At 68.2% G+C, this 14,915-nt stretch carries 12 protein-coding genes; 10 read left to right on the top strand and 2 right to left on the bottom strand.

Annotation, left to right across the window (positions count from 1 at the left end; genetic code table 11):
* The first annotated feature begins 151 nt into the window (after positions 1 to 151).
* From ACYSM9_RS00780 to ACYSM9_RS00765, 4 genes are all read left to right on the top strand, one after another.
* Positions 152 to 1,735, top strand: a complete 1,584-nt coding sequence (locus ACYSM9_RS00780) for an acyl-CoA carboxylase subunit beta (RefSeq protein WP_461855073.1) — start codon at positions 152 to 154, stop codon at positions 1,733 to 1,735.
* 17 nt (positions 1,736 to 1,752) lie between these two features.
* Positions 1,753 to 1,974, top strand: coding sequence for an acyl-CoA carboxylase subunit epsilon (locus tag ACYSM9_RS00775; RefSeq protein WP_461855072.1), 222 nt, complete (start codon positions 1,753 to 1,755; stop codon positions 1,972 to 1,974).
* A gap of 37 nt (positions 1,975 to 2,011) precedes the next feature.
* Positions 2,012 to 3,697 carry a DUF885 domain-containing protein gene (locus ACYSM9_RS00770; protein ID WP_461855071.1) on the top strand — a complete coding sequence of 562 codons (1,686 nt, stop codon included), beginning with the start codon at positions 2,012 to 2,014 and terminating at the stop codon, positions 3,695 to 3,697.
* A gap of 190 nt (positions 3,698 to 3,887) precedes the next feature.
* Positions 3,888 to 5,321 (top strand): dicarboxylate/amino acid:cation symporter, encoded by a 1,434-nt coding sequence (locus ACYSM9_RS00765; protein ID WP_461855070.1) that lies wholly within the window; start codon positions 3,888 to 3,890, stop codon positions 5,319 to 5,321.
* A 73-nt stretch (positions 5,322 to 5,394) separates the two neighbouring features.
* Here ACYSM9_RS00765 and ACYSM9_RS00760 read toward each other — a convergent pair whose 3' ends face one another.
* Positions 5,395 to 5,958 carry a hypothetical protein gene (locus ACYSM9_RS00760; RefSeq protein ID WP_461855069.1) on the bottom strand — a complete coding sequence of 188 codons (564 nt, stop codon included), beginning with the start codon at positions 5,956 to 5,958 and terminating at the stop codon, positions 5,395 to 5,397.
* A gap of 165 nt (positions 5,959 to 6,123) precedes the next feature.
* Between ACYSM9_RS00760 and ACYSM9_RS00755 the strand changes: the two genes are divergently transcribed.
* The 6 genes from ACYSM9_RS00755 to ACYSM9_RS00730 all read left to right on the top strand — a co-directional run bounded on the left by ACYSM9_RS00755 (position 6,124) and on the right by ACYSM9_RS00730 (position 13,205).
* Positions 6,124 to 6,801, top strand: coding sequence for a TetR/AcrR family transcriptional regulator (locus ACYSM9_RS00755; protein WP_461855068.1), 678 nt, complete (start codon positions 6,124 to 6,126; stop codon positions 6,799 to 6,801).
* Between the two features lie 17 nt (positions 6,802 to 6,818).
* Positions 6,819 to 9,341, top strand: a complete 2,523-nt coding sequence (locus ACYSM9_RS00750; protein WP_461855067.1) for an MMPL family transporter — start codon at positions 6,819 to 6,821, stop codon at positions 9,339 to 9,341.
* A 9-nt stretch (positions 9,342 to 9,350) separates the two neighbouring features.
* Positions 9,351 to 9,998: a Maf family protein gene (locus ACYSM9_RS00745; protein WP_461855066.1), complete on the top strand. Its 648-nt coding sequence runs from the start codon at positions 9,351 to 9,353 to the stop codon at positions 9,996 to 9,998.
* 130 nt (positions 9,999 to 10,128) lie between these two features.
* Positions 10,129 to 11,937: an acetyl/propionyl/methylcrotonyl-CoA carboxylase subunit alpha gene (locus ACYSM9_RS00740; protein WP_461855065.1), complete on the top strand. Its 1,809-nt coding sequence runs from the start codon at positions 10,129 to 10,131 to the stop codon at positions 11,935 to 11,937.
* 14 nt (positions 11,938 to 11,951) lie between these two features.
* Positions 11,952 to 12,392: a YybH family protein gene (locus tag ACYSM9_RS00735; RefSeq protein WP_461855064.1), complete on the top strand. Its 441-nt coding sequence runs from the start codon at positions 11,952 to 11,954 to the stop codon at positions 12,390 to 12,392.
* An 81-nt stretch (positions 12,393 to 12,473) separates the two neighbouring features.
* On the top strand, positions 12,474 to 13,205 hold the full coding sequence (locus ACYSM9_RS00730) for a glutamine amidotransferase (protein WP_461855063.1): 732 nt from the start codon (positions 12,474 to 12,476) through the stop codon (positions 13,203 to 13,205).
* A 153-nt stretch (positions 13,206 to 13,358) separates the two neighbouring features.
* On the opposite strand, the gene ACYSM9_RS00725 is transcribed toward ACYSM9_RS00730, so the two are convergent.
* Complete coding sequence (locus ACYSM9_RS00725; RefSeq protein ID WP_461855062.1) at positions 13,359 to 14,768, bottom strand: MFS transporter; 1,410 nt, start codon at positions 14,766 to 14,768, stop codon at positions 13,359 to 13,361.
* Positions 14,769 to 14,915: the final 147 nt, after the last annotated feature.

Below are 14,915 nucleotides of genomic sequence, written 5' to 3'. Positions count from 1 at the left end.
AGAAAATTGTAGGTTCCCTACAGCCGTGGGCGCCCAAACCGTCATTAGACTTGCCAGCAGGGTTCGTCCTTTGTGTGGTTGCTACTTAAGCTCCGCCGCGCCGGACCCGCGAGCCAACAGAACTGATCTGCAACAGAGCCGGAGACACTTGATGAGCCACGATCTGACAACGACAGCGGGAAAGATCGCCGATTTCCGCGACCGCCAGGCACGTGCCGAGCAGCCCTCCGGCCCCGAGGCCATCGAAAAGCAGCATGCGCGCGGCAAGAACACCGCCCGCGAGCGCATCGACCTCCTGCTCGACGAAGACTCGTTCGTCGAATTCGATGCCCTGGCCGTGCACCGCTCCACGGCCTTCGGCATGGAGAAGAAGAAGCCCCTGGGCGATGGCCTGGTCTCCGGCTACGGCACCGTGGACGGCCGCCTCGTCGCCGTCTACTCGCAGGACTTCACCGTTTACGGCGGATCGCTGAGCCAGGTCAACGGCGAAAAGATCGTCAAGGTGCAGGAATTCGCCCTGCGCAACGGATGCCCCGTCGTCGGGATCCTGGACGGCGGCGGTGCGCGCATCCAGGAAGGCGTTGCCTCCCTGGCCATGTTCGCGGACATCTTCCGCAACAACGTCCATGCCTCCGGCGTGGTCCCCCAGATCTCGCTCATCATGGGCCCCTCGGCCGGCGGCGCCGCCTACTCCCCCGCGCTTACTGACTACGTGGTGATGGTGGACAAGACCTCGCACATGTTCATCACCGGCCCCGACGTCATCAAGACCGTCACCGGCGAGGACGTGGACATGGAAACCCTGGGCGGTGCACGGCAGCACAACGCCACCACCGGCACCTCCACGTACCTGGCCTCCGATGAAACCGACGCCATCGAGTTCGTGCGGGAACTGCTGGACTTCCTGCCGTCCAACAACCTGTCCGAGGCGCCCGTGCTGGGCCACCAGCAGGAGCTGGAGATCGACGACGACGACCTCGCCCTTGACACGCTGGTCCCCGACTCCGCCAACCAGCCCTACGACATGCGCGCCGTCGTCGAACAGATCGTGGACGACGGGCACTTCCTGGAAATGCAGGCCCTGTACGCGCCCAACGTGATGATCGGCTACGGGCGGGTGGAAGGCCACACCGTGGGCATTGTCGCCAACCAGCCGCTGCAGTTCGCCGGCACCCTGGACATCGCCGCCTCGGAGAAGGCCGCCCGCTTCGTGCGGCACTGCGATGCCTTCAACATCCCCATCATCACCCTCGTGGACGTTCCCGGCTTCCTGCCCGGCAAGGACCAGGAATTCCAGGGCATCATCCGCCGCGGCGCCAAGCTCCTGTACGCCTACGCCGAGGCCACCGTGCCCAAGCTCACCGTGATCACCCGCAAGGCGTATGGCGGAGCGTACATCGTGATGGGTTCCAAGAAGCTCGGCGCGGACCTGAACCTGGCCTGGCCCACGGCCCAGATCGGCGTGATGGGCGCCCAGGGTGCCGTCAACATCCTTTATCGCCGCGACCTCGCTGCCGTTGCCCAGGAGGGCGGCGACGTCGAGGCGCGGCGCGCCGAAGTCATCCGGCAGTACGAGGAAGAGCTCCTGAACCCCTATCAGGCGGCCGAACTCGGCTACGTGGACGCCGTCATCGCCCCGTCGGACACCCGGATCCAGATCATCAAGGGCCTCCGGGCCCTGCGGGACAAGCGCGCCAGCCTCCCCGCCAAGAAGCATGGGAACATCCCGCTGTGACGGCGGCCCAGGAACCGGTGGTTGAGCCTGTCGAAACCCCGGCAGCTCCCCTGCTCTCTGTTGTCAAAGGCCAGCCGAACGCCGAGGAACTGGCGGCGCTGACTGCCGTCGTGCTGTCCCTGGGCGGCGAACCTCCGGCGCCTGCCAGGACCACCAGCGTGCGGCACTGGGTGCGGCGGCAGCAGCTACGGCTCGCCCCCACCCCGGGCCCCGGCGCCTGGAAACGCAGCGGCAACTGACCAGCGTTCCAGGCACTCCCGGCGTTAGGCTCGGGGGGTGACTACAGACACTGCACCCGCTTCCCGTCCGCAGACCCGGATCGACGCCGTCGCGGACGCCTACACGGACACGCTGATCACGCTCAACCCGACGCTGGCCACCACCCTCGGCCTGCCCGGGCACGAGACGGAGTACCAGGACTTCTCCCCTGCCGGCATCGCCGGGTTTGCCGAGGCCGCCAGAAACGCCCTCGCCGCACTGGAGGGCCTGGAACCACAGGATGACATCGACGCCGTCACGCTCGACGCGATGCGGGAGCGGCTGGGCCTGCAGCTGCTGATCCACGCCTCGGGGTGGGAGTACGCGGAGCTGAACAACATCGCCTCGCCCGCCCAGGACATCCGGGCCATCTTCGACCTCATGCCAACCGCCACCGCGCAGGACTGGGAGCACATCGCCGGCCGCGCGCAAAACGTCCCCGCGGCATTGCGCGGCTACACGGAATCCCTGCGCTTGGCCCGCGACGCCGGCAAGGTGGCCGCTGCGCGGCAGGTACGGACCGTCATGGAACAGGTGGGCAAGTACGCCGCGCCGGACGGCTTTTTCGCCAAGCTCGCCGCCGGCGCCGCCACCGCGGACGGGCCGTTGCCCGCTGCGCTGCAGGAGAGGCTCGACGCCGGCGCTGACGCCGCCCGCGCCGCCTACAGCGGGCTCGCCGAGTTCCTGCGCACCGAGCTGCTGCCTGCCGCCCCGGAGAAGGACGCCGTCGGCAGGGCCCGCTACGCCCTGGCCTCCCGTTCGTTCCTGGGGGCCGTAGTGGACCTGGACGAAACGTACGCCTGGGGCGTGCAGGAACTTGACCGGCTCATCGCCGAACAGGAGCAGGTGGCTGCCAGCATCAAACCCGGCGCGGGCATCGCCGAGGCCAAAGACATCCTCAACAACGACCCCGCGAGGCAGCTGAAGGGCACCGAGGCACTCCGCGCCTGGATGCAGGAACTCTCCGACAAGGCCGTCGCCGAACTGGCAGGCGTGCACTTCGACATCCCCGACGTGATGAAGAAACTCGAGTGCCGGATCGCCCCCACAGATGAGGGCGGCATCTACTACACGGGGCCCTCCGAGGACTTCAGCCGCCCCGGCCGCATGTGGTGGTCCGTCCCTGCCGGTGAGGACACGTTCACCACCTGGGCCGAGACCACCACCGTCTACCACGAAGGCGTGCCGGGCCACCACCTCCAGGTAGCCACCGCCACCTTCCGCCGGGAGCTGCTGAACAAGTGGCGCCGGAACGTCTGCTGGACCTCCGGCCATGGCGAGGGCTGGGCCCTCTATGCCGAAAAACTGATGCAGGAACTGGGCTACCTCGACGACCCCGGCGACCACATGGGCATGCTGGACATGCAGCGGATGCGGGCCGCGCGCGTGGTGTTCGACATCGGGGTGCACCTTGAACTTGAGATGCCCGGGCGCTGGGGTTCCGGAACGTGGACGGCTGAGAAGGGCTACGGTTTCCTCCAGCAGCACCTCCCCATCAGCGAAGGCCAGCTCAACTTCGAGTTCATCCGCTACCTCGGCTGGCCAGGCCAGGCGCCCTCGTACAAGGTGGGCCAGCGTCTCTGGGAACAGATCCGGGCGGAACTGGAAACGCGGCCCGGGTTCGACCTCAAGGAATTCCACACGAAGGCGCTGAACATCGGCTCGGTCGGGCTCGACACCCTCCGCCGGGCGCTGCTGTCCTGAGCCAGCCACGTCGGGGCGCGCCTGGCCCGCCGCGGCGAGACATTAAGCACACCGGGGCCGGGAATAAGTAACACAAGCCGCTGCCTGCCTTGTATTTCCGGGGTTTTCTGCGGCCAGCGGCAATTGTGTGCGCGTAATATTTCTCAATGTTCTTTCGACGTGGTATTCGAGAGGCGTCTAGCTTGTTTCGGTGAGCACTTCAACCAGCACCCCCGCATCCGCCGGGACGACCGGATCCCGGCTGCCCAAGTGGGCCGGCTCCTTCGGCTTCCAGATCATCGCCGCCCTCATCGTGGGCCTCGGCCTCGGCCTCCTGGCCAAGTACACGGGCAGCACCAAGGCCAACCCCAACGGCCTCGGCGCCACCCTGCAGACCATCGGCTCCAGCTACGTCTCCCTGCTGCAGACCGCCGTCGTTCCCCTGATCTTCACCGCCGTGGTCAGCTCCATCTCCAACCTGCGCCAGGTATCCAACGCCGCCAGGCTGGCATGGAACACCCTCCTGTGGTTCGCCATCACGTCCCTGATCGCCGTGCTGATCGGCATCGGCCTGGGCGTCCTGCTGCAGCCCGGAGCCAACACGGGCATCACCGGCGAGGCCAAGTATTCCGGCAAGTCCGGTGACTGGTGGTCCTTCCTGGTCGGCCTGTTCCCCAAGAACTTCCTGGGCCTGGGGGCCACGTCCACGGTCGCCGAATCCGGCGCCGTCACCACCTCCGTCAGCTTCAACGTACTCCAGATCCTGGTGATCGCCATCGCGGTGGGCGTTGCCGCGCTCAAGGTGGGCCAGGCTGCAGAACCGTTCCTCAAGCTCAACGCCTCCGCCCTGGCCGTGATCCAGAAGGTCCTCTGGTGGATCATCCGGATCGCGCCGCTGGGCACGGTCGGCCTGATCGGCAACGCCGTGGCAGTCTACGGCTGGGACACCATCGGTTCGCTCGGCAAGTTCACGGTGGCCATCTACATCGGCCTTGCCCTGGTGATCTTCGCGGTCTACCCCGTCCTGGTCCGCAGCCACGGCCTGTCCGTCAAACAGTACTTTTCCGGCGTGTGGCCGGCCGTCCAGCTGGCCTTCGTCTCCCGCTCTTCCGTGGGGACCCTGCCGCTGACCCAGCGCGTCACCGAACGCAGCCTGGGTGTCCCCCGCGCCTACGCCTCCTTCGCCGTGCCGCTGGGCGCCACCACAAAGATGGACGGCTGCGCGGCTATCTATCCGGCCGTGTCCGCCATCTTCGTGGCACAGTTCTTCGGCATCCAGCTCGACTTCAGCCAGTACCTGCTGATCGCACTGGTCTCCGTCCTGGGCTCCGCCGCCACGGCCGGAACAACCGGCGCCGTCGTGATGCTCACGCTGACGCTCTCCACGCTGGGGCTGCCCCTGGCCGGCGTCGGACTCCTGCTGGCCATCGACCCCATCCTGGACATGGGCCGCACAGCGGTCAACGTCGCAGGCCAGGCCCTGGTCCCCACCATCGTGGCCAAGCGCCAGGGAATCCTGGACGAGACGCTCTACAACGCACCGCGCAACGGCACCCCCTTCGTTGAGGAGGGCCCGGAGAACGCCGCCACCGACGGAACCAGCGCCGACACGGCACCGCGCGAGCTGCAGGACTCCAAGGCCTGACCGCAAGGCTTAAGCGCGGGGTGCCAAAGTCCCCGGGAACCTGAACTCCTCAGATTCCCGGGGACTTCTTCTGTCAGCGGCCACCGCCCCCGATCACTCCGTTCTGGACAGCCTTGGTCACGGCGTCGGCTTCAGCCTGCGTCAGCTTCCCGTCCGTCACGGCCTTGTCCAGCCTGCTCTTGAGCTCGGCGGCATGCTCGGCCTGCTCTTCCGTGCGCAGTTCCTGCAGGGCCGCGGTCACCTTCGACTCGTCGATGCCGAGGGATTCCGCCAGCGACTTGGCCAAGGCTGCCTCGCGGGCCGCCGGATCCGGCTTCTGGCCGTCCGCCGGCGGGGTGGTGGGCTTGTTGGCGTCACGGAAGGCCTTCAGCGCGTCGCTGACCTTGGTTTCGTCCACGCCAAGTTTCGCCGCCAGCTCTGGAGCGTTCACCATCCCGTGGCCGCCGTGGCCACCGCGCCTGCCCATCCCGTCAGGGGCCGTGCCGGTGCTGCCATCGGCCGAAGCGCTTGAGCTTGCGCTTGGCGTGGGGGTGGGCGTGGTCGTGGTGGCGGAGGCGATGCCGGCGACACCGATTCCGGCTGCAAGCGCCAGCGCTGCCCCCGACAGCCCCAGGGTCATCTTCTTCGTGCGTGTCATATCTTGTCTCCTGATCGAGCCGTCGCCAGACGGCTGCTGGTGGTGTGCCTCGTGCCGAGACATCTCCAGCATCCGCGGCCACCTTCTGGAGGGGCTGTCGGGAACCTTTCATTCAGCTGTGAATTTAAGTTGCCCAGAGTGCAAAGTTGCACGTAGTGTAATCACGTGAGCGCTCCGACGTTGCCCCAGGACGGCGAATCCCCTGCACCTTCACGCCGCGAGCTGAACAAGGCCGCCACCCGGCAGGCCATTACGGATGCCGCCCTGGCGCTGCTGCGCACCAAGGGCCCGGGAAACTTCACCGTGGAGGACATCGCCGACGCCGCGGGAATCTCCCGCCGTACTTTCTTCAACTACTTCGCCAGCACCGACGCCGCCCTCGCCTCGATCGTCCACGGCTTCCTGGACAACGCCATCCAGCAGCTGCGGCTTCGGCCCGCGGACGAGCCACTGCTCGAGTCGGCCCAGGCGGCCCTGACCGCCCTCGCCGACCCGAACGCGGTGGCTCCCCTGGCGGAGCTGTTCACCCTCACCCAGCAGAGCCCGCTCATGCAGCACAGCGAGCTCGAGGCCTGGGACCACTGCAGGGCCCAGGTCTTCGACGTGGCCCGCGAGCGGCTGGGCGCGGGCCACGGCGGCCGGCAGGACCTGTACGTCCATGCCCTCTCCGGCGCCATCATTTCCTGCGGCAAAGCCGCCATGGAGGTCTGGTTCAACCGGCGCGGGCCGGACCTGTCGGCCGCCTCCCTGGCCGAGCTCCGCCAGCTGCTCATCGATTCCATGGCCCTGCTGGGCACCGGCTTCACCAATCCTGCATACCTTTCCGCTTCCCGTTCCTCCTGACCAGATCGGCTCTGCGCATGGCACTCCTCCTGTACCGCCTCGGCAAGTTCTCCTACCGCCACCGCTGGCTGGTCATCTCCCTCTGGCTTGCCGTGCTGGTGGCCGTGGGCGGATCGGCCGCGGCTTTCCACGGCACCCTGTCCAACAATTTCCAGATCCCCGGAACCGAAACCCAGCGGATCGCGGACAAACTCAAGCAGGAGCTGCCGTCCGCGTCCGGCGGCAGCGCCACGATCGTCTTCGAAGCCCCGAGCGGCGGCTTCACGGACCAGAGCCGCGCGGCGGTCTCCGATGCGCTGAAGAAGCTGCAGACGCTCCCCGAGGTCCGCGGCACGGTGGATCCGTTCGCCACCCAAGCCCAGGTGGACCAGGCCGGCAAGGCCGTCACCGACGGTGAGCAGCAGCTGGCTGCCGGCCAGGCACAGCTGGACGCCGCAAAGGCCCAGCTGGAAGCGGGGAAGGCGCAGCTGGCCGCGGCCGAGCAGCAGCTCACCGCTGCAGGGGCGCCGGCAGCACTGATCGAGGCGCAGCTCGGCCAGCAGAAGGCGGCGCTGGCGGCGGGCCAGGCAAAGCTCGACGCCGGCACGCAGGAACTGGAGGCCAACAAGGCCACGCTGGAACTCGGCAAGCGCCAGGCCCAGGCTGCCTCCGCCATCCGGTTCGTCTCCGAGGATGGCCAGGCCGCCGTCGCCCAGGTGCAGTTCAAGACCTCCATCAACGGGCTGGGCGCGGCGGTCCGTAAGCAGGTACAGGACATCGCCCACGAGACGTCCGCCGCGGGAGTTACCGCGCTGGCCAGCAAGGAAATCACCGAGGACATCTCCGCCCTGTTCGGCACGGCGGAGGTCGTCGGCATCGCCGTGGCCGCCCTGGTCCTGATCCTGATGCTGGGCACGCTCATTGCCGCGGGGCTGCCGCTGCTGATGGCCATCATCGGCGTGGGCGTCGGCGTCGGCATCACCTTCGCCCTCTCCGGGGTCTTCGACATGAGCTCCATCTCCCCCATGCTGGCGCTCATGCTCGGCCTCGCCGTCGGCATCGACTACTCCCTCTTCATCGTCAACCGGCACCGCACGCAGCTCCTGGCCGGGATGGACCCGCAAGAATCCGTGGCGCGGGCGAACGGCACCTCCGGCAACGCCGTGGTCTTCGCAGGACTGACCGTGATCATCGCCCTGGCCGCCCTGGTGGTCCCGGGCCTGCCATTCCTCACCGTCATGGGCCTTGCCGCGGCCGGAACCGTGGCCGTGGCCGTGCTCGTTGCCATCACCCTGACCCCGGCCATGCTGTCGCTGATCGGGCGGCGGATCATTTCCCGCCGCGCGTGGGCGAAGGCCGAGGCGCACAATGCCGAACCCGGCCACGAGGCAGCGGATGACGCCAAGGACCGCCAGCGCAGCACCCGCGGCTGGGGCGGGCTGGTCACCCGGCACCCGTGGCTGGCACTGATCGCCGGCATCCTCCTAATGGGCACCCTGGCCCTGCCCGCCACCCAGCTGCAGCTGGCGCTGCCCGACGGCGGCTCCGAACCCGTCGAGTCCGAGGCCTACCAGGCCTACGACCTGACCGCCCGCAGCTTCGGCGAAGGCGTCACCGGTCCCATCGTGGCCGTGGGCGGGTTCCCCGCCGATCTGGACGCAGCCCAGGCGCAGAAACTGCAGTACGACATCGCCGACAAGCTCCGCGCCGTGGACAACGTAGTGGCCGCCGTGCCGGTGGCCCTCAGCGATGACCGGCGGACCGCCGTGTTCCAGGTCATTCCGAAGGAGGGCCCCGCCAGTGCAAGCACCGTCCAGGTGGTTTCCGAACTCCGCGGGCTCAACGGCGAAATCCAGTCAGACTACGGTGTGGCCATGGGCCTCACCGGGCAGACGGCCGGAAACGTGGACGTCTCCACCAAGCTCGGCGCCGCCCTGCCGCCCTACCTGGCGATCGTCGTCGGGCTTTCCCTGATCCTGCTGCTGCTGGTCTTCCGCTCCATCGTGGTCCCGCTGCTGGCCACCGGCGGGTTCCTGTTGTCCCTGTCCGCCGCGTTCGGCGCGGTGGTGGCCGTGTACCAGTGGGGCTGGCTGGGGAACATCTTCGACGTTGCCAACCCCGGCGCCGTGCTCAGCTTCCTGCCCATCATCCTGATCGGCGTGCTGTTCGGCCTGGCCATGGACTACCAGGTGTTCATCGCCTCCGGCATGCGCGAGGCCTACATGCACGGCTCGTCGGCCAAGGAAGCGGTCCGGGTGGGCTTCCGGCACGCCGCGGCCGTGGTGACCGCGGCGGCCATCATCATGGTCAGCGTCTTTTCCGGCTTCATCTTCAGCCACCTCACCATGGTCCGGCCACTGGGCTTCGCCATGGCCTTCGGTGTCCTCTTCGACGCCTTCGTGGTCCGCATGACCATCGTCCCGGCGGTCATGTACCTGCTGGGCAGCAAAACCTGGTGGCTGCCCCGCTGGCTGGACCGGATCCTGCCGGACGTTGACGTGGAGGGCGCCCAGCTCACCCGCGGCCAGGCCGCCCCGGCGTCCGGGGAGCTGGTCCACTAGGCTGGATCCGTGGTCCGCCTGATTCTCGCTTCCCAGTCCCCCGCCCGCACCAAGCTCCTGGCCGAGGCCGGCATCCGGCACACCGTGCTGGTCTCCGACGTCGACGAGGCCGCCGTCCAGGCCCACTACGGCGTCACGGATCCCCATGACACCGCGCTGCTGCTGGCCCGGGCCAAGGCAGAGGCCGTGGCGGCGCTGCCGGAGGCCGAGGGGGCGCTGGTGCTGGGCTGCGATTCCGTCTTCGAGTTCGACGGCGAGGCGCACGGCAAGCCCTACACGGCCGAGGTCGCCCGCGAACGCATGCTGCGGATGAGCGGCAGTGCAGGGGTGCTCCACACGGGGCACTGGCTGGTGGACTGCCGGGACACGGCGGCCGACGGCGGCAGGGACGCCGAGGGATCGGGCGCCACGCTGGGGGCGGTCGCCTCCGCCGGGGTCTTCTTCCAGGACATGGACGCCCGCGAGATCGACGCCTACATCGCCACCGGGGAGCCGCTGCACTGCGCCGGCTCCTTCACCATCGACGGCCTGGGCGGGGCCTTCATCCGGAAGGTGGACGGCGACCCGCACGCCGTCGTCGGCCTGTCCGTTTCCACGCTCCGTGGCCTGCTGGCCGCCGCCAACGTGCGCATCACGGACCTCTGGCCGCCGCACTAATGGCGTCCTTTTTCGGAACGGCTTGTAGCATCCCTACAAAGGAGGGCCGGTTTACACGCGGATTCCGCAAGTAATATCGGCGGAACCCTCAAAACCGCGCTAGGCTCCCTGAAGGAAAGAAGGAGACGCCTTGTCAGCAAATTTGGAGCAGCCCGCAGGTCCCACGCATTCGACCCTCACCAAGGTGCTGATCGCGAACCGCGGCGAAATCGCCGTCCGCATCATCCGCGCCGCACGTGACGAGGGCATAGCCTCCGTGGCGGTCTATGCAGACCCGGACCGCGATGCCCTGCACGTCCGCCTGGCTGACGAGGCCTACGCCCTGGGCGGCACCACCGCCGCCGAGTCCTACCTGGTGATGGACAAGATCATCGACGCCGCCCGCCAGTCCGGCGCGGACGCCATCCACCCCGGCTACGGCTTCCTCGCCGAGAACGCCCAGTTCGCCGCCCGCGTCATCGAGGCCGGCATCACATGGATCGGCCCCTCCCCCGAAGCCATCTCCGCCCTGGGCGACAAGGTCCAGGCCCGCCACATCGCCGAAAAGGTCGGCGCTCCCCTGGTCCCCGGCACGGCGGACCCCGTGGAATCCGCGCAGGAAGTCCTGGACTTCGTCGACCAGTACGGCCTGCCCGTGGCCATCAAGGCCGCGTTCGGCGGCGGCGGCCGCGGGATCAAGGTGGCCCGCACCCGGGAGGAAATCCCGGAACTCTACGAATCCGCCGTCCGTGAAGCGACCGCGGCGTTCGGCCGCGGCGAATGCTTCATCGAGCGCTTCCTGGATGCTCCCCGGCACGTCGAAACCCAGTGCCTGGCAGATGCCCACGGCAACGTCGTGGTGGTGTCCACCCGCGACTGTTCGCTGCAGCGCCGCAACCAGAAACTGGTGGAGGAGGCCCCGGCGCCGTTCCTGACCGAGGACCAGAACCGCCGCCTCTACGAATCCTCCAAGGCCATCCTGAAGGAGGCCGGCTACCTCGGTGCCGGTACCTGCGAGTTCCTGGTGGGCCAGGACGGCACCATCTCCTTCCTTGAGGTCAACACCCGGCTCCAGGTGGAGCACTGCGTGTCCGAAGAGGTCACCGGCATCGACCTGGTCCGCGAACAGTTCCGGCTGGCCCGCGGCGAGGAACTGGGCTACGGCGACCCCGAGGTGCGCGGGCACTCCTTCGAATTCCGCATCACCGGCGAGGACCCGGGCCGGAACTTCCTGCCCGCCCCCGGCACGCTCCGCGTCCTGAAGAACCCCACCGGCCCCGGCGTCCGCGTCGACTCGGGCGTGGAGCAGGGCGATGTGATCAGCGGGAACTTCGACTCCATGCTGTCCAAGCTCATCGTCACCGGCGCCAGCCGCCCGCAGGCCCTGCAGCGGGCCCGCCGCGCGCTCGAGGAGATGGTGGTGGAGGGCATCCCCACGGTGATCCCCTTCGACCTCGCAGTGGTGACCGATCCCGCCTTTGCCCCGGCCGAAGGCCCGTTCAAGGTCCACACCCGGTGGATCGAGACCGAGTTCACCAACAACCTTCCCGCCTGGACGCCGGACGGCACGGCCGACGGCGAGTCCGCCGAGGAGCGCCAGCGTGTGGTGGTCGAGGTGGGCGGCAAGCGGCTTGAGGTGGTGCTCCCCGCGTCACTGGGCACACCCGGCACGGCCGTCGCTGCTGCCGGCAAGCCCGGCAAGTCGAAGAAGCGGTCCCGCTCGGCCGGGCCCGCGGCGGCCAGCGGAAATGCGCTGACCTCACCGATGCAGGGGACCATCGTCAAGGTGGCCGTGTCCCACGGCGACGTGGTGTCCGAGGGCGACCTGGTGGTGGTTCTTGAGGCGATGAAGATGGAGCAGCCGCTGACCGCGCACCGTTCGGGAACCATCACGGGCCTGACCGCGTCGGCCGGCGAGACCGTATCCGCCGGGGCCATCATCGCCACGATCGAAGACTAGGAAGCACCACAGGCATGCTCGCACCAAGTTTCCAGGAAGAAGTTGACCGCTACCACCTGGCGGTTCCCGAGATCACCCGGGGCAATCCCGGCCCGGTCAAGGACCTCTACTCCAGGGCGGACGACGTCACCCTGGCCAACCCGTTCGGCGGGATCGCCCGCGGCTGGGCGCAGGTGGAGGCACGGCTGGACCAGGCCGCACGGCAGTTCCAGGACGGCGAGATGCTCGGTTTCGACACCGTCACCTCCTACACGGCCCGGGACACCGCCTACCTGCTGGAGACCGAGCACTTCCGGGCCCGGCTGGACGGGGCGGCGGCCACCGAGGAGTTTGCGCTCCGCGTCACCAGCGTCTTCCGCCGCGAGGAGGGCTACTGGAAGCTGGTGCACCGCCACGCGGACCCTGCAGCCCGGCCCCAGTCCCGCCGGTCGCTGACCCAGCCCGCCGCCGGCTGAGCGGGCGAGCGGCCGGGCGCCCCTGGCCGCCGGCCGCCCCGGTTGCTGGCACAGGAGGGGAACAAGGGGCACACTTAGCACGTGCTGCCTTTCCTGCTGCTGGCCTCGCGTGCCGAGGACGCCGCTGCCGACGACGAGTACGCCGCGTACCTGAGGTACGGCGGCCTGGAGGAGCGGGAGCTGCGGCGGATCCGGCTCGAAGCGGCTCCCCTGCCTGAGCTGGACCTCTCCGGCTTTTCCGGGGTGATCGTGGGCGGCAGCCCGTTTACCTCCAGCGACCCGCCGGAGAGCAAGAGCCCGGTCCAGCACAGGGTGGAACGGGAACTGTCGGGGCTGCTTGACCGGCTGGTGGCCCACGACTTCCCGTTCCTGGGCGCCTGCTACGGGGTAGGAACGCTGGGCAGGCACCAGGGTGCCGTCATTGACCGGACCTATGGCGAACCGCTCGCGGCCGTGGAGATCGAACTGACCGGGACCGGCCTTCAGGACCCCCTGCTGCAGGGGATGCCGCCGTCGTTTACGGCGTTCGCCGGTCACAAGGAAGCCTGCACCACGCTGCCGGGGCATGCCGCGCTGCTGGCGCGCTCCGCGGCCTGCCCAGTACAGATGTTCCGGATCCGCACCAACCTCTATGCCACCCAGTTCCACCCCGAACTGGACGCGGAAGGCCTGTGCACCCGGATCGGCATCTACCGGCACGCCGGCTACTTCCCGCCCGAGGATGCGGAGGACCTGATGGCTGCCGCGCGCCGGTTCACGGTCACCGAGCCCATGAATATTCTCAGGAACTTCGTGGCGCGCTACGCCCGCTGACATCCCAACCGACAGCCCGCGGCAGCCCGACGTCGTGCGTTCCTGCCCGGTTACCTCCGGCACTTAAAAGCAGATGCCCGGCACCATCCCCGTCTTTGCAGGGGTGGCGCCGGGCAACCCAGCCACTAACCGGGCTGGAGTGCACGAAATGCGTCAGGCCACGTTGTTCTCGTAGTCCAGGTCGCGGGTCTCGCGGGTGAGGAACAGTGCCACCAGGGTCAGCACCGCCATGGCGGTCAGGTAGATGCCCACCAGGACCGGGCTGCCCTTGGCCGCTTCCCACAGGGCGACGGCGATGAACGGGGCCACGGCCGCACCCAGGATGCTGGAGAAGTTGTAGCTGATGGCCGAGCCGGTGTACCGGACGTTCGTCGGGAACAGCTCAGGCAGCAGCGCTCCCATGGGCCCGAAGGTGAGCCCCATCAGGGAGAAGCCGATGACCAGCAGGCCCATGGTGCCCACGAAGCCGCCGCTGAACAGCGGAACGAACAGCAGGCCGAAGACGAAGATGCCTGTGGTGACGGCGATGAGCATCTTGCGGCGGCCGTACTTTTCGGCCAGCGGCCCGGAGACCAGGGTGAAGATGCCAAAGAAGACGACGCCGGCAATCAGCATCCAGAGGAAGTCGTTGCGGCTGTAGCCCAGGCCCGGCACAAACGCAGCGGCGGCGGCCTCGGTCATCGGTTTGCCGGCCTTCTCGGCGGCGGCCTTGGCAGCCTCGAGGGTCGGCTTGGTGCCGTACGTGAGCGTGAACGTGGTCATCAGGTAGAAGAGCACGTACGTGGCCAGCATGATGAAGGTGCCCAGGATCAGCTGGCGCCAGCTGCCCTTGAAGACCCGGCCCAGCGGCAGCTTGGCCACCTCGTTCGATTCCACCACCTTGGTGAAGGCGGGGGTTTCGATCAGCTTGAGCCGGACGTAGAGGCCCAGGATCACCATGACGGCGCTCAGCAGGAACGGCACGCGCCAGCCCCACGCCTGGAAGGCTTCCGGCGACAGGGTGTAGCTGGCCACCAGGAAGATGACGTTGGCGATGATGAAGCCAATCGGGGCGCCGAGCTGCGGGAAGGTCCCGTAGATGGCGCGCTTGTTGGTGGGGGCGTTCTCGGTGGCCAGCAGCGCGGCTCCGCTCCACTCGCCGCCCAGTGCCAGGCCCTGCGCGAAGCGCATGACCACCAGCAGGGCCGGGGCCCAGAACTCCCAGCCCGGAACCAGGGCCGTGGGAAGGCAGCCGATCAGGAAGGTGGCGATACCCATGGTCAGCAGCGAAGCCACCAGCGTGCCCTTGCGGCCGAACTTGTCGCCGAAGTGCCCGAAGACGATGGAGCCGAGGGGCCGGGCAATGAAGGCCACACCGAAGACCGCGAAGGAGCTCAGCAGCTGGGTGGTTTCGTTCGCGCCGGGGAAGAAGAGCTTCGGGAAGACGAGCACGGCGGCGGTGGCGTAGACGTAGAAGTCGTAGAACTCCACTGTGGTGCCGATCAGGCTGGCCACGATGACGCGGCCGCGGGAGTTCACCGGCTGGTGTGCACCAGGCAGCGCGGTGGTATCTGTGGATGACATAGGTGAACGCTTTCGTGAGACCTGCCGGGCACAGGCAGGTCTGTTGCCCGGCTCAAGTAGTTAGAGTCCAATCTTACTTCGCCACGTCCAGTCAATGGACGAAAGGTCCACGATGCGGACCTGTGTTGTGCGTCTCACCTGGTGGGC

The organism is Arthrobacter sp. C152 (assembly GCF_054890965.1).
This window is presented reverse-complemented; position numbering and strand designations above follow the sequence as displayed.

Excerpts from the sequence above, each read along its gene's own strand:
- ACYSM9_RS00780 (WP_461855073.1), top strand. The coding sequence starts at position 152 with ATGAGCCACGATCTGACAACGACAGCGGGAAAGATCGCCGATTTCCGC.
- ACYSM9_RS00760 (WP_461855069.1), bottom strand. The coding sequence starts at position 5,958 with ATGACACGCACGAAGAAGATGACCCTGGGGCTGTCGGGGGCAGCGCTG.
- ACYSM9_RS00750 (WP_461855067.1), top strand. The coding sequence starts at position 6,819 with ATGGCACTCCTCCTGTACCGCCTCGGCAAGTTCTCCTACCGCCACCGC.
- ACYSM9_RS00735 (WP_461855064.1), top strand. The coding sequence starts at position 11,952 with ATGCTCGCACCAAGTTTCCAGGAAGAAGTTGACCGCTACCACCTGGCG.
- ACYSM9_RS00725 (WP_461855062.1), bottom strand. The coding sequence starts at position 14,768 with ATGTCATCCACAGATACCACCGCGCTGCCTGGTGCACACCAGCCGGTG.